Origin of the sequence: Streptomyces lavendulae subsp. lavendulae (assembly GCF_002803845.1) — a bacterium.
Classification (GTDB): domain Bacteria; phylum Actinomycetota; class Actinomycetes; order Streptomycetales; family Streptomycetaceae; genus Streptomyces; species Streptomyces lavendulae.
Genome location: NZ_CP024985.1, coordinates 2,731,608 through 2,745,732, shown reverse-complemented (window position 1 = coordinate 2,745,732; position 14,125 = coordinate 2,731,608). Strand labels below are relative to the sequence as shown.

9 protein-coding genes are annotated in these 14,125 nt (G+C 74.2%); 7 read left to right on the top strand and 2 right to left on the bottom strand.

Annotated features, from left to right (window positions below; all coding sequences use genetic code 11):
• The first annotated feature begins 75 nt into the window (after positions 1 to 75).
• Both SLAV_RS11315 and SLAV_RS11310 read left to right on the top strand, forming a co-directional pair.
• Positions 76 to 549, top strand: a complete 474-nt coding sequence (locus tag SLAV_RS11315) for a hypothetical protein (RefSeq protein WP_030227518.1) — start codon at positions 76 to 78, stop codon at positions 547 to 549.
• A gap of 97 nt (positions 550 to 646) precedes the next feature.
• Complete coding sequence (locus SLAV_RS11310) at positions 647 to 2,446, top strand: chitinase (RefSeq protein ID WP_234333485.1); 1,800 nt, start codon at positions 647 to 649, stop codon at positions 2,444 to 2,446.
• Here the strand turns inward: SLAV_RS11310 and SLAV_RS43840 are convergent.
• Entirely contained in the window at positions 2,431 to 2,946 is a 516-nt protein-coding gene (locus tag SLAV_RS43840) for a phosphatase PAP2 family protein (RefSeq protein ID WP_335341788.1), read from the bottom strand. The genes SLAV_RS11310 and SLAV_RS43840 overlap by 16 nt on opposite strands.
• A 445-nt stretch (positions 2,947 to 3,391) precedes the next feature.
• Positions 3,392 to 4,726, bottom strand: a complete 1,335-nt coding sequence (gene gabT / locus SLAV_RS11300; RefSeq protein ID WP_030227525.1) for a 4-aminobutyrate--2-oxoglutarate transaminase — start codon at positions 4,724 to 4,726, stop codon at positions 3,392 to 3,394.
• A 237-nt stretch (positions 4,727 to 4,963) separates the two neighbouring features.
• On the opposite strand from gabT, the gene SLAV_RS11295 reads away from it, so the two are divergent.
• The 5 genes from SLAV_RS11295 to SLAV_RS11275 all read left to right on the top strand — a co-directional run bounded on the left by SLAV_RS11295 (position 4,964) and on the right by SLAV_RS11275 (position 14,115).
• Positions 4,964 to 7,309, top strand: coding sequence for a type IV secretory system conjugative DNA transfer family protein (locus SLAV_RS11295; RefSeq protein ID WP_030227528.1), 2,346 nt, complete (start codon positions 4,964 to 4,966; stop codon positions 7,307 to 7,309).
• A 110-nt stretch (positions 7,310 to 7,419) separates the two neighbouring features.
• On the top strand, positions 7,420 to 9,000 hold the full coding sequence (locus SLAV_RS11290) for a PucR family transcriptional regulator (protein ID WP_030227529.1): 1,581 nt from the start codon (positions 7,420 to 7,422) through the stop codon (positions 8,998 to 9,000).
• A 155-nt stretch (positions 9,001 to 9,155) separates the two neighbouring features.
• Positions 9,156 to 10,601 carry an aldehyde dehydrogenase family protein gene (locus tag SLAV_RS11285; protein WP_030227532.1) on the top strand — a complete coding sequence of 482 codons (1,446 nt, stop codon included), beginning with the start codon at positions 9,156 to 9,158 and terminating at the stop codon, positions 10,599 to 10,601.
• Between the two features lie 182 nt (positions 10,602 to 10,783).
• Positions 10,784 to 12,736: an acyl-CoA dehydrogenase family protein gene (locus SLAV_RS11280; RefSeq protein WP_030227533.1), complete on the top strand. Its 1,953-nt coding sequence runs from the start codon at positions 10,784 to 10,786 to the stop codon at positions 12,734 to 12,736.
• A gap of 62 nt (positions 12,737 to 12,798) precedes the next feature.
• A complete protein-coding gene (locus SLAV_RS11275) occupies positions 12,799 to 14,115 on the top strand; it encodes a serine/threonine-protein kinase (RefSeq protein WP_037686646.1) in 1,317 nt (438 codons plus the stop codon).
• The last annotated feature ends 10 nt before the right edge of the window (positions 14,116 to 14,125 follow it).

Here is a 14,125-nt window from a genome sequence, read left to right as displayed (position 1 = left end):
CGTCATACCGCCGCCCGGCCCCGCTCTCTCCCGGTGAGAACCCTTCACCGCGTACGAGAGAACGGAGGCCGGGCGATGGCGTTCCCGGGGGCCAAAGCGGCAGTGGAATGGCTGGTATCGGTGGCGCCGGATCCCGACGCCTGCCGGTGGGAATGGGAGCGCGGCCCCCTCGGGGTCGCCCTCCTGCCCGCGGGCCGGAGCTGGGACGTGCTGATCCTGCCGGGGGAGCTGGGCCGGGCCACCCTCGACGTACTGCACCTGCTCACCGGCCGGCCCGGTCCGGTGCTCGCGGACTGCGACGACGCCCGGGTGGGCTTCTTCGTGCCCCCGGGGACGGCGTCGCGCTGGCTCGGCACGGGGGTGCGTGGCGCCGGGCGGGGGACCTGGATCGTGGTCCCGCACCCGGTCCGGGAGGCGGACGGGGTGCGCTGGCTGGTGGTCCCGGACGGGGAGGGGACGCTCACCGACCCGGTGGTGCTGGAGCTCGCGATGCACGAGGCGGTGGCGCGGGTGCTGGCGGGGGAGGGCGGCGCGGACCGCACCCCTTGACAAGGGGATTGGTCTGGATCATCTTGGGCGCCGCTGTCGCTCCCCGCCAGGGAGCAAGGCCCCGTCCCCCCATGTTCCGGAGGCAGTTGTGCGCAGAGTGCTCCCCCTCCTCACGGCCGCCGCCCTGGCGGTGGCCGGACTCCTCACCGCCGGCCCGCCCGCCGCGGCCGCGGACGCCGACCTCGTCCGCAACGGCGGCTTCGAATCCGGCCTCGACGGCTGGAGCTGCTCCGGCGCGTCCGGAGCCGTCGTCACCGCCCCCGTCCACGGCGGGAGTGCCGCCCTCCGGGCCACCCCGGCCGGCCAGGACAACGCCCGCTGCTCCCAGACCGTCACCGTCAGGCCCGACTCCGCGTACACCCTCACCGCCTGGGTGCAGGGCGCGTACGTCTACCTCGGCGCGAGCGGCACCGGCACCACCGACGTCTCCACCTGGACCCAGACCCCCGGCGCCTGGAAGCAGCTCACCACCGGCTTCCGCACCGGCCCCGCCACCACCTCCGTGACCGTCTACACCCACGGCTGGTACGGCCAGGGCGCCCACCTCACCGACGACCTCGCCCTCGTCGGCCCCGACCCGGGCGGAACCGGGCCCGGGCCGCAGCCCCCGGCCACCCCCGCCGGCCTCACGGGCTCCGCCGCCTCCGCCTCCACGGTGGCCCTGTCCTGGACGGCGGCCACCGGCGCCACCTCGTACAAGGTCTACCGCGACGGCGCCGCCCCGCTGACCTCCGCCACCACCTCGGCCACCGTCACCGGCCTCGCCGCGTCCACCCCGTACACCTTCCGGGTCGCGGCCGTGAACGCGGCGGGCGAGTCGCCCCAGAGCCCGCCGGTCACCGTCACCACCACCGGCGGCGGGGGCCCCGGCACCCCGGGGCTGCCCGCTCACGCCCTCGTCGGCTACCTCCACAGCAGCTTCGCCAACGGCTCCGGCTACGTCCGCATGGCCGACGTCCCCGCCTCGTGGGACGTCATCGACCTCGCCTTCGGCGAACCCACCTCGGTCACCTCCGGCGACATCCGCTTCCGGCTCTGCCCGGTGACCGAGTGCCCGAACGTGGAGTCGGCCGCCGAGTTCAAGGCGGCCATCAAGGCCAAGCAGGCCGCGGGCAAGAAGGTCCTGATCTCCATAGGCGGCCAGAACGGCCAGGTCCAGCTCACCACCACGGCCGCCCGCGACGCCTTCGTCTCCTCCGTCGGCAGGATCATCGACGAGTACGGGCTCGACGGCCTCGACATCGACTTCGAGGGCCACTCCCTCTCCCTCGCCACCGGCGACACCGACTTCCGCGCCCCCACCACCCCGGTGATCGTCAATCTGATCTCCGCCGTGAAGACCCTCAAGGCCAGGTACGGCCCGGGCTTCGTCCTGACCATGGCCCCGGAGACCTTCTTCGTACAGCTCGGCCACCAGTACTACGGCTCCGGCCCCTGGGGCGGCCAGGACCCGCGCGCGGGCGCGTACCTCCCGGTCATCCACGCCCTGCGCGACGACCTCACCCTGCTGCACGTCCAGGACTACAACTCGGGCCCCGTCATGGGCCTGGACGGCCAGTACCACTCCATGGGCGGCGCCGACTTCCACATCGCCATGACGGACATGCTGCTCACCGGGTTCCCGGTCGCGGGAGACACCGCCCGGGTCTTCCCGCCGCTGCGCCCCGACCAGGTCGCCATCGGCCTGCCGGCCACGACCGACGCGGGCAACGGCTACACCGCCCCCGCCGAGGTGACCAAGGCGCTGGACTGCCTCACGAAGGGGCTGGCCTGCGGGGCGTACCAGCCCCACGGCATCCGGCCCGACCTGCGCGGCCTGATGACCTGGTCGGTCAACTGGGACCGCTTCGGCGGCTGGGAGTTCAGCCGGGGCTTCGACGCCTACTTCGGCGGCTGACCCGCCGCCGCCGGCCGTCCGGCCGGGTGGCGTTCCGCCCGTACGGGGCGGGCCGCCGCCCGGCGTACGGCCAGCAGGAGCGGGGTGCACAGCAGGAGGCTGGCCAGGACGTCCAGGGGCCAGTGGAAGCCGCGCAGGACCAGGCCCGCCGCGGTCAGGGCCGTCAGCAGGGCCGCGAGGGCCGCGGGCCAGGGGCGGCGGGTGTACGGGGCGACCAGCAGGGCGGCCGCCGTATAGGCCGTCAGGGCCGTGGCCGTGTGCCCCGAGGGGAAGTAGCCGGCGGCCCAGGGCTCCAGCGGACCCGGGCGGGCGGTCCACTCCTTGAGCGGCACGATCAGCGCCGGTACCAGGGCCATCGCCAGGCCCGCCGTCAGCGCGGCGCGGGCCCGGCCGCGCCGGGCGGCGTAGAGCATCGCGAGGACCAGGACCGGCACGGCGACCGGGACGTTCCCGAGGTCCGCGAGGCGTTCGGTGAAGGCGTCGGGGACGGTGCACACCACGGCGCGGCTCAGCGCGTGATCCGGCGTCAGCAGCGGCCCCGAGACGCGGACCTGCCAGGTGATCAGGGCGAAGAGGACGGCGCAGAGGGCCGAGACGGCCGCGGTGGCCGAGAGGATGGCCGGCCGTCCCGGAACAGGGGGGATGGTTCCGGGACGGCCGCCCGGATCGGGTTGCCGTGCGCCCCGGGGGGTTTGGGGCGGACGGCCGTCCGATCTGAGAGGAGTGTGCGCGAACGCATGCCCAGTACGGCGCTGGGGAAGCCCGGTACCGGAATCGTCCCCGGTTGCCCGGGAACGGTCTGTCTCACTCATCTGCAGAAACCGTACGCCAACGGGAGGGGGGCCGACAGCGGGAACGCGCTCCCGCCATCGGCCCCCCACACCTTCTTCACAGTGCCCGACCGTTACCGGCGGTAGGGAAGGGCGCCTGTGTTCGGGTGTTCGCTCAGATGCCCGCGAAAGCGGCCTCGATGACGTCCAGGCCCTCGTTCAGCAGGTCCTCGCCGATGACGATCGGGGGCAGGAAGCGGAGCACGTTGCCGTAGGTGCCGCAGGTGAGGACGAGCACGCCCTCGGCGTGGCAAGCCTTGGCGAGCGCGCCGGCCGCCTCCGGGAACGGGGTCTTGGAGACCGGGTCCTTGACGAGCTCGATGGCGATCATGGCGCCGCGGCCGCGGATGTCGCCGATGATGTCGTACTTCTCCTGCATGGCCGTCAGGCGGGTCTTCATGATCGACTCGATCTTCTTCGCCGCGGCGTTGAGGTCGAGCTCCTTCATGGTCTCGATGGAGCCGAGCGCACCGGCGCAGGCCACCGGGTTGCCGCCGTAGGTGCCGCCCAGGCCGCCGCCGTGCACGGAGTCCATCATCTCGGCGCGGCCGGTCACGGCGGCGAGCGGCAGGCCGCCCGCGATGCCCTTCGCGGTGGTGATCAGGTCCGGGACGATGCCCTCGTCCTCACACGCGAACCACTGGCCGGTGCGGCAGAAGCCGGACTGGATCTCGTCGGCCACGAAGACGATGCCGTTGTCGTTGGCGAACTTCACGATCGCCGGGAGGAAGCCCTTGGCCGGCTCGATGAAGCCGCCCTCGCCGAGGACCGGCTCGATGATGATCGCGGCGACGTTCTCGGCGCCGATCTGCTTGCTGATCTGGTCGATCGCCTGGGCGGCGGCCTCGGGGCCGCAGTTCTCGGCGCCGGTCGGCCAGCGGTAGCCGTAGGCGACCGGGACGCGGTAGACCTCGGGGGCGAACGGACCGAAGCCCTGCTTGTACGGCATGTTCTTCGAGGTCAGGGCCATCGTGAGGTTCGTACGGCCGTGGTAGCCGTGGTCGAAGACGACGACGGCCTGGCGCTTGGTGTACGAACGGGCGATCTTGACGGCGTTCTCGACGGCCTCGGCGCCCGAGTTGAACAGGGCCGACTTCTTGGCGTGGTCACCGGGGGTCAGCTCGGCGAGGGCCTCGCACACCTCGACGTAGCCCTCGTAGGGGGTGACCATGAAGCAGGTGTGGGTGAAGTCGGCGAGCTGCGCGGAGGCGCGGCGCACGACGGCCTCGGCGGAGGCGCCGACGGAGGTCACGGCGATGCCGGAACCGAAGTCGATCATGCGGTTGCCGTCGATGTCCTCGATGATGCCGCCGCCCGCGCGGGCCGTGAAGACGGGCAGCACGGAGCCCACGCCGCCGGCCACCGTCGAAAGGCGGCGGGCCTGCAGCTCCTGCGACTTGGGGCCGGGGATCGCGGTGACGATGCGGCGCTCCTGCGGGACAGCGGTCATAGGGGGCTCCTGGGGGGTGTTTTCGGACGCACTTGTGTCTTTGTCCGCAGGCTAGGCCCGGGGGAGGGGGTAAGGCATGCTCCGTTCGGGAGTGGTACCCGCGTGTCCTTGTCCGCGGCGGCCATAGGAAGGAACGGGGACGCGTCCCGCGGAACCCGGTGGGCCACGGGTCGCGGGGGCGTACCGGGCACTAGATTGAGCGCCGCAGCGCTTGGCACGGGCAGGGGGCAGGGGTTCATGGACACCGAAGGCACGCACGACGGACGGACGGCCCAGGGAGGCCGCGTGCCGAGACCGGCGGGCCCTCCTGCGCTGCCGCCGAAGCCGTCCCACGCCCCGACGGTGGGCTCCCCCCTGGCAACCTGGGCCCGCACACCGCGGCCGAGGGCGGAGCCGGGTGTGTGGCGGTTCGGATACCAGCCGAAGCGGGCGGACGAGGCAGAGCCGGGCACGGACCGGTCGCTGCTGAGCGGGGCGGTGATCTCGTTCCTGGCGTGCGTACTGGTGTGGTCTCTGGTGTCGAACAACTACATCCCCTACTTCGACGTCCCGCTCAAACTCTTCACCCCCCGCGACTGGTGGCAGCTGGGCGGCGGACCGGTCGACGGGCGGGGTACGGCGGCCCTTCAGGCGTACATGCTGCTGGTGACGGCCGTCCTGGTCCTCTGGTTCAGCCGGCTCGGCTCCTGGCGCCTGGCCTTCGAGCGTCTCGTCGCGTCGCGCGGGCGTCGCGCCCGTATCGCGGGAGCGACGGCAGGCGGACTCTTCGTCGGCCTGCTGATCTGGACGAACACCGTGACGGTCCTGGGCCTCGTCGGTGGACACCTGCCGTACGAGAACATGAGCGACGGCACCGCCACGCTGGTCGGCAACCTCGTGTATGTGGCCGTCGCGGTACCGGTGGTCGTCTTCTTCACCCGCCTGGGCCGCCGCCCCGCGCCCCAGGAGCGGCCGGGGCGGCCCTCCGCCCCGCCCGTCGCCCCCGAAGACGGCACCGATCCCGCGCAGTGGCCCCAGCTTCGGGCCGCCGGGCTGTGGGAGGTGGCCGAGAGGCTTGGGGGGGAGGTGGCGGGGGGGCGGATGAACGACGTGGACTACGCGCGCATCCGCCGCGCCTGGGACTCCGTCCAGGCCGACCCCTCCCGCGTGCGGGCCTTCGCCGACTCCGTGCGGGACAAGGGCGCCGCCGCCTGCCTCCACCCCTCCGGCGACCGGGACCTGCCCGTGCGCGCCGCCCGGCACGACCTGCTCGCCCGGCAGGTGCTGCTCGGCAGCGTCGAGGACCAGGAGCGCAACCCCTACGCCCGCCGCGGCACCCCCCTCGCCCTCGACCCCGAGGTGCTCGGGACCTCCCTGCTCGCCGTCGGCCCCTCCGGGACCGGGAAGACCGCCCGGCTGGTGCGGCCCGTCGTCGAGTCCCTCGCGCTGCAGGCGCTCGCCGGCCAGGCCGCCGTCATCGCCGTCGGCTCGGCCGGATCCGCCGGCCCCGCCGGCCCCGGGCTCGGCCCCGACGGCGGCTACGACATCGTCGTCCGCGTCGGCGACCCCGGCTCCGTCCACGACCTCGACCTCTACGGCGGCACCGCCGACCCCGACGAGGCCGCCACCCTCCTCGCCGAGGCCTTCGTCGGAGACCTCCCCGGCGTCGACGTGCGCCGCGCCGCGACCGCCCTCGCGCAGCTGCTCGGCCCCTACCGGACGGCCCACGGACGCTTCCCCGCGGTGCCGGAGCTGCGCGAACTCCTCGACGGGCCGTCGCCCGCCCTCGACGCGCTGCGCCACGCGCTGGCGGACGCCGGGGAACAGGCCATGCTCCGCGAGCTCGACGCCCGCGCCCGCCAGCACGGCGCCCCCGCCGACCCCGGCCCCGCCCTCGCCGACCGGCTCGCCCTGCTGGACCGGCCCGCCTTCGCCGGGTTCTTCGACACCACGGGCCAGGGCCGCCCCTTCTCCATGCGCGCCCTGGAACACCCCGTCCGGGTCCGCATCGACCTCCCCGAACGGGGCCACGCCGACGCCTCCCGGATGCTCGCCCGGCTCCTCCTCGCCCAGTTCAACGCCTGCGCCGCGGCCCGCGCCGACCGCTCGCTCTTCGCCTTCCTCGCCCTCGACGACGCCTCGCACACCCTCACCCCCGAGACGGTCCGCGGGGTGCAGCGGCTGCGGTCGGTGAACGCCGGGGTGCTGCTGACCCTGCGCGCGCTGGACGACGTACCGGAGGCCCTGCGCACCCCGCTGCTCGGCGCCGTCGGCTGCCGGATGGCCTTCTCCGGCGTCACCACCTGGGACGGGAAGCGCTTCGCCGAGGCCTGGGGCACCGAATGGGTCGAGACCCGGGACGTCACCCACCGCACCGTCTTCGCCGACCAGCCGCTCACCCGGGCCATCCACGCCTTCCGCAAGATGGTCACCGGCAAGGCGGTCACCACCGACGCCGTCACCGTGCGCCAGGTCGAGCGCGAGCGGTGGTCGGCCTCCGAGCTGGCGCACGCCGTACCGCCCGGCTGCGCGGTGCTCTCGCTGACCTCGGTCCGCGGGGAGCGGGCCGCGCCGCTGCTCGTCCGGTTGGCCGGAACGGGCTGAGCCGACCCGTACGGGGTGGCAGAATCGAGAGGGGCCGTTCATACGACACGGCGAAATCCCGAAGGGCCCCGCAGTCTCCCTCCCCTCCCGCCGAAGGCCCCTGGTACCCGATGCCGCTCACCCTTGCCTCGCTCGTCCAGCACTCGGCGCTCAAACTCAGCGTCCGGGCCGGGGAGACCCGGCTCGACACCCCCGTGCGCTGGGCCCACGTCAGCGAGCTCGCCGACCCCGTCCCCTACATGGAGGGCGGCGAGCTGCTGCTCGTCACGGCGATGAAGCTGGACGCCGAGGACCCCGAGGAGATGCGCCGCTACGTACGGCGCCTCGCCGCCGCCGGGGTCGTGGGGATCGGCTTCGCCGTCGGCGTCAACTACGAGGCCGTCCCGCAGGCACTGGTCGACGCGGCCCGCGAGGAGGACCTGCCGCTGCTGGAGGTGCCCCGGCGCACCCCGTTCCTCGCCATCAGCAAGGCCGTCTCGGCGGCCCTCGCCGCCGACCAGTACCGGGCCGTGACGGCCGGCTTCGAGGCGCAGCGGGAGCTGACCCGGGCCGCCCTCTCCGCCGACGGCCCCGCCGACCTGCTGGCGAAGCTGGCCGCCCACGTGCACGGCTGGGCCGCGCTGTACGACACCTCCGGCGCCGTCGTCGCGGCCGCCCCCGAGTGGGCCGCCCGCCGGGCCGCCCGGCTCACCCCCGACGTGGAGCGGCTGCGGGAGCGGCCCGCGCCGGCGAGCGCGGTCGTCGGCGGCTCGGAGGACCGCGTCGAGCTCCAGTCGCTGGGCACCGGACGGCGGGCCCGGGGCGCGCTGGCCGTCGGCACGGGCGCCCCGCTGGGCACCGCCGAACGGTACGCCGTGCACTCCGCCGTCGCCCTGCTCACCCTGACCACCGAGCGCTCCCGGTCGCTGCACGACGCGGAGTCCCGGCTCGGCGCCGCCGTGCTGCGGATGCTGCTGGAGGGGGAGGCGGAGCACGCCCGGGCGGTGGCGGGGGACCTGTACGGGGCCCTGCTGGAGGCGCCGTTCCGGATCGTCGTCGCGGAACCGGCGCTGCCGGGCACGGCCCAGCCGGAGGGGCTGGCGCTGCTGGCCGACGCGGTCGAGTCGGCGGCCGCCCGGACCGGCGAGGCGCTGCTGGTGGTCCCGGAGGAGGGCCGGCTGGTGGTGCTCGCCGCCGACGGGGGTTCGGCCGTACAGGCGTGCGCGGACCACGCCGAGGCGCTGGAGACCCGGCGCGGCCGGGACGCGACGGGGCCCGAGCCGGACGAACTGGTGGTCGGACTGTCGGCGCCCGCTACGGCGGCGGGCGTGGCGGCCGCCTTCAAGCAGGCCGACCAGGCCCTCGCCGTGGCCCGGCGCCGCGGACGGCCGCTCGTCGAGCACGAGGACCTGGCGGCGGGCTCCGTCCTGCCGCTGCTGGCCGACGACGCCGTACGGGCCTTCGCGGACGGCACCCTGCGGGCCCTGCGCGAGCACGACGCGACCGGCCGGGGCGATCTCGTCGCCTCCCTCCAGGCCTGGCTCTCGCGCCACGGGCAGTGGGACGCGGCGGCGGCCGACCTGGGCGTGCACCGTCACACGCTGCGCTACCGGATGAAGCGGGTCGAGGAGATCCTCGGGCGCTCGCTGGACGATCCGGACGTACGGATGGAGCTGTGGCTCGCCCTGAAGGCCGGCACGACCACCCCGTAGCCCCCACCGCACGGCGGGTCCTGACCGCGACAGTGACAAAGCGGCGCAGGGCGGGAGGGCGGCGCTCCATGCCGGATAAACGCCGAAAGCCCCGCGGAGTCCTACGGTGGTGTCGACAAGGACCCCACCGCACAATCCGAAGGGCCGGGATTCGCATGACTTCCACCCACGCCTTCTGGCTCGCCGGCCGCCAGGCCACCGGCGAGGACAGCTTCGACGTCCACAACCCGTGGGACGGCCGGCTCGTCGGCACGGTCAGCGTGCCCACCGACGCCCAGGTGGAAGAGGCCGTGGCCGCGGCGTACGCCGTGACGGCGGAGTTCTCCGCGACCCCCGCCCACGTACGTGCCGCCGCCCTGGACCACGTCTCCAAGCGCCTCACCGAGCGCACCGAGGAGATCGCCCAGCTGATCTCCGCCGAGAACGGCAAGCCGATCAAGTGGGCGCGCGGTGAGGTCGGCCGTGCGGTCTCCGTGTTCCGCTTCGCCGCCGAAGAGGCCCGCCGCTTCAACGGCGGAGAGGCCCAGCGCCTGGACACCGACGCCGGTGGCGTCGGCCGCCTGGCCCTGACCCGCCGCTTCGTCAAGGGCCCGGTCCTCGGCATCGCGCCGTTCAACTTCCCGCTGAACCTGTGCGCCCACAAGGTGGCCCCCGCCATCGCCGTCGGCGCGCCGATCATCCTGAAGCCGGCCCCGGCCACCCCGCTCTCGGGCCTGATCCTGGGCGAGCTGCTGGCCGAGACCGACCTCCCGGCCGGTTCCTGGTCGGTCCTGCCGGTCGCCAACGACAAGATGCCGGCCCTGGTCAAGGACGACCGCCTCCCGGTCATCTCCTTCACCGGCTCCGACACCGTCGGCTACGCCATCCAGCGGTCGGTGCCCCACAAGCACTGCACCCTGGAGCTCGGCGGCAACGCCGCGGCCGTCGTCCTCGCCGACTGGTCCTCCGAGGCCGACCTCGACTGGGCCGCGACCCGCATCGCGACCTTCTCGAACTACCAGGCCGGCCAGTCCTGCATCTCCGTGCAGCGCGTGATCGCCGACGCCTCCGTCTACGACCGCCTCGTCGAGAAGGTCGTCGCGAAGGTCCAGGCCCAGGTCACCGGCGACCCGGCGGACGACGCCACCGACGTCGGCCCGCTGGTCTCCGAGGACGCCGCCAAGCGCGTCGAGTCCTGGGTGGACGAGGCCGTCTCCGCCGGCGCCAAGCTGCTCACCGGCGGCAAGCGCGACGGTGCCACGGTCGAGCCGACCGTCCTCTCGGAGATCCCGGCGGGCGTCAAGCTCGCCACCGAAGAGGTCTTCGGCCCGGTCCTGACGATCACCCGGGTCGAGAACACCGACGAGGCCTTCGCCGCCGTCAACGACTCGAAGTTCGGCCTGCAGACCGGCGTCTTCACCCGCGACGTGCAGGTCGCCTTCCGCGCCCACCGCGAGCTGGAGGTCGGCGGTGTGATCATCGGCGACGCGCCGTCCTACCGCGCCGACCAGATGCCGTACGGCGGCGTCAAGCAGTCCGGCGTGGGCCGCGAGGGCGTCCGCTACGCGATGGACGACTACACGTACGAGCGCGTCCTGGTCCTCACGGGCCTCGACATCTGACCGACTCGTACGGTCACGGACCGACGGCCGGAGCCTACTGTGCGGGGGCTCCGGCCGTCCCCCTTTTCCCCGCCGCCTTTCCCCGCCACCCGCACGGGCCTTTTCCCGGGTGCCCGGAACGGGTACGACTCACAGGTAGCACCGATCGGTAGTCCCCCCGATACGGCGAGGTGAGCACCCGGATGTCAGCGACGCAGCCCGTACAGCCCGTACAGCCCAAGGTGACCGAGCGCGAGGCGCGGCAGGTCGCGGAGGCGGCCCGGGAACAGGACTGGCGCAAGCCCAGCTTCGCCAAGGAGCTGTTCCTGGGGCGGTTCCGGCTCGACCTGATCCACCCCCACCCGCTCCCCGCCGACGAGGACGTCCGGCGCGGGGAGGCCTTCCTGGCCCGGCTGCGGGTCTTCTGCGAGAACGAGATCGACGGTCAGCGCATCGAGCGCGAGGCACGGATCCCCGACGAGACGGTGCGCGGGCTCAAGGAGCTCGGCGCCCTCGGCATGAAGATCGGCACCGAGTACGGCGGCCTGGGGCTGACCCAGGTCTACTACAACAAGGCGCTCGCCCTCGTCGGCTCGGTCAGCCCGGCCATCGGCGCCCTGCTCTCCGCGCACCAGTCGATCGGCGTCCCGCAGCCCCTGAAGATGTTCGGCACGAAGGAACAGAAGGACGCCTACCTGCCCCGCTGCGCCACCTCCGCGATCAGCGCCTTCCTGCTCACCGAGCCCGACGTCGGCTCCGACCCGGCCCGCCTGGCCACCACGGCCGTGCCGGACGGTGAGGACGCCTACGTGCTCGACGGCGTGAAGCTGTGGACCACCAACGGGGTGGTCGCCGACCTCCTCGTGGTCATGGCCCGGGTCCCGAAGGGCGAGGGGCACCGCGGCGGGATCACCGCCTTCGTCGTCGAGGCCGACTCGCCGGGGATCACCGTCGAGCACCGCAACGCCTTCATGGGCCTGCGCGGCCTGGAGAACGGCGTCACCCGCTTCCACCGGGTCCGGGTGCCCGCCGCCCAGCGGATCGGCGCCGAGGGAGCCGGCCTCAAGATCGCCCTGACCACGCTCAACACCGGCCGCCTGTCGCTGCCCGCCATGTGCGTCGGCGCCGGCAAGTGGTGCCTGAAGATCGCCCGCGAGTGGAGCGGCGTACGCGAGCAGTGGGGCCGCCCGGTCGCCCGGCACGAGGCGGTCGGGGCGAAGATCTCCTTCATCGCGGCCACCACCTTCGCCCTCGAAGCGGTGGTCGACCTGGCCTCCCAGATGGCCGACGAGGACCGCAACGACATCCGCATCGAGGCGGCCCTCGCCAAGCTCTACGGCTCGGAGATGGCCTGCCTGATGGCCGACGAGCTGGTCCAGATCCGCGGCGGCCGCGGCTTCGAGACCGCCGAGTCGCTCGCCGCCCGCGGCGAGCGGGCCGTACCCGCCGAGCAGATGCTCCGCGACCTGCGCATCAACCGGATCTTCGAGGGATCGACGGAGATCATGCACCTGCTGATCGCCCGCGAGGCCGTCGACGCCCACCTCTCGGTCGCCGGGGACCTCATCGACCCCGACAAGGCCCTGTCCGACAAGGCCAGGGCCGGAGCCCGCGCCACCGGCTTCTACGCCCGCTGGCTGCCCAAGCTGGCCGCCGGCCCCGGCCAGGTCCCCGGCGCCTACCGGGAGTTCCACCCGGCGGGTCACCCCGACCTCGCCACCCACCTGCGCTACGTCGAGCGCGGCTCGCGCAAACTCGCCCGCTCCACCTTCCTGGCCATGGCGCGCTGGCAGGGCCGCATGGAGACGAAGCAGGGGTTCCTCGGCCGGATCGTCGACATCGGCGCCGAACTCTTCGCCATGAGCGCCGCCTGCGTCCGCGCCGAGCACCTGCGCGCCACCGGCGACCACGGCCGCGAGGCGTACCAGCTCGCCGACGCCTTCTGCCGGCAGTCCCGGCTCCGCGTAGAGGAGCTCTTCGGCCGCCTCTGGTCCAACACCGACGACCTCGACCGCAAGGTCGTCGAAGGCGTCCTCGGCGGCGCCTACACCTGGCTGGAGGAAGGCGTCCTCGACCCCTCGGGCGACGGCCCGTGGATCGCGGAGGCCGCCCCCGGCCCGTCCGTACACAAAAACGTGCACCGTCCGCTGCGCTGACCTGCGATCATCGCCGCACGGCGGGGAAGCGGACAGGCGTACGAGCGGCACGGAGCAAGGCGATGGACGGACACAGGGACAGCCGGCGGCGGGCCTGGTGCGTGGCGCTCGTACTGCGCCACGCACCGCAGCACATCACCGCGGACCTGATCGGCCGGCTCGACCCGGAAACCCGCGACCACCTCTGCCGCGACGAGCGCCTGCCCGCCACCGCCGTCACCCTCCTCGTGCGCGACGGCACCGACCGGGACCGGCACTTCGTCGCCCGCAACCCCTACGTACGCGGCTGCCCGCTGCCCGGACTGCCGGGCCCCGACCGCTACGCGGCCCGCCGCACCCCGCAGGCGCTGCTGCCGCTGCTGCGCGCCGAACTCGGCCGCGACCCGGCCGACGGTCCCCTGAGCGGCGAGGAGCTCATCGGCCTGCTCCGCCGCCACGGCACGCACCACCCCAGGGTCCCGCTGGACATCCTGGCGCTCCCGCACACGGCGGACCCGGAGCTGACGGCCTCCGAGCACCTGCGGCGGCCGCTGCCGCCCGGCTCCGTCGAGGCCCTGCTGATGCGCGCGCGGCCGTCCCGGGAGACCGTGCGCACGCTGCTGACGACCACGGGCGCCGCCCCGTACGGCAGGGCCTGGCACCGCCCGTTCGTCCGCGCCGTCCGCATGGGGCTGCTCACCCCGGCCGAGCTGGTCGCCCACACCGCCCCCGCGCACCGCGCCCTGCTGCTGTGCGGCCCGGCCGGGACCCGGGGCCTGCGCTGGAACCTGTCCGAGCGGGCGGAGATACGTACCGCGGCCACCCGCGCGCTGGAACCCCTGGGGGACGATCCGCGGCTGTGGGGCGAACTGCTGCGGCAGGCCCCGTCCTTCCCGGGGGCACTGACCGCGCTCGCCCACGGCGTCGCGAACGGCGTCCTGCCCGGGCCGCAGCCCGGCCCGCCGGCCGACGGTCTCGCCGAGGCCGTGCGCGCCCTGGCCCCGGCCGCCCTCGAACCGACCGGGGGAGTGGAGCGGGAACTGGCCCTGACCAGCCTCGCCGTGCCCATGGAGACCGTCGACGAGGACATCCGATGGGTCCGGGACTGCCTGGACCGCGGGCTCCTGACCGGCACCGACGTGATCCGGCACAAGCTCCCCGCCTGCTGGGCCCTGGACGAGGACCACTGGCTCGGCGAGGTCGACCACCCCGACCGCTACGACCGGCCGGAGGCCGTGCTCGCCGCCCGCGCCGAGGCCGCCCGGCTGTTCGCACTGGCCCTGGGCGGGGATCCGGACGCCTGGTGGGAGGCGGCCCGGACCCTCCCGGACTTCGCCGGAACGCTCCCGCACCTGCTCCTGCGGGTCGCGGACGGGGACTCCCTGTCCGAGCGTCCCTGAGTTGCGGCAA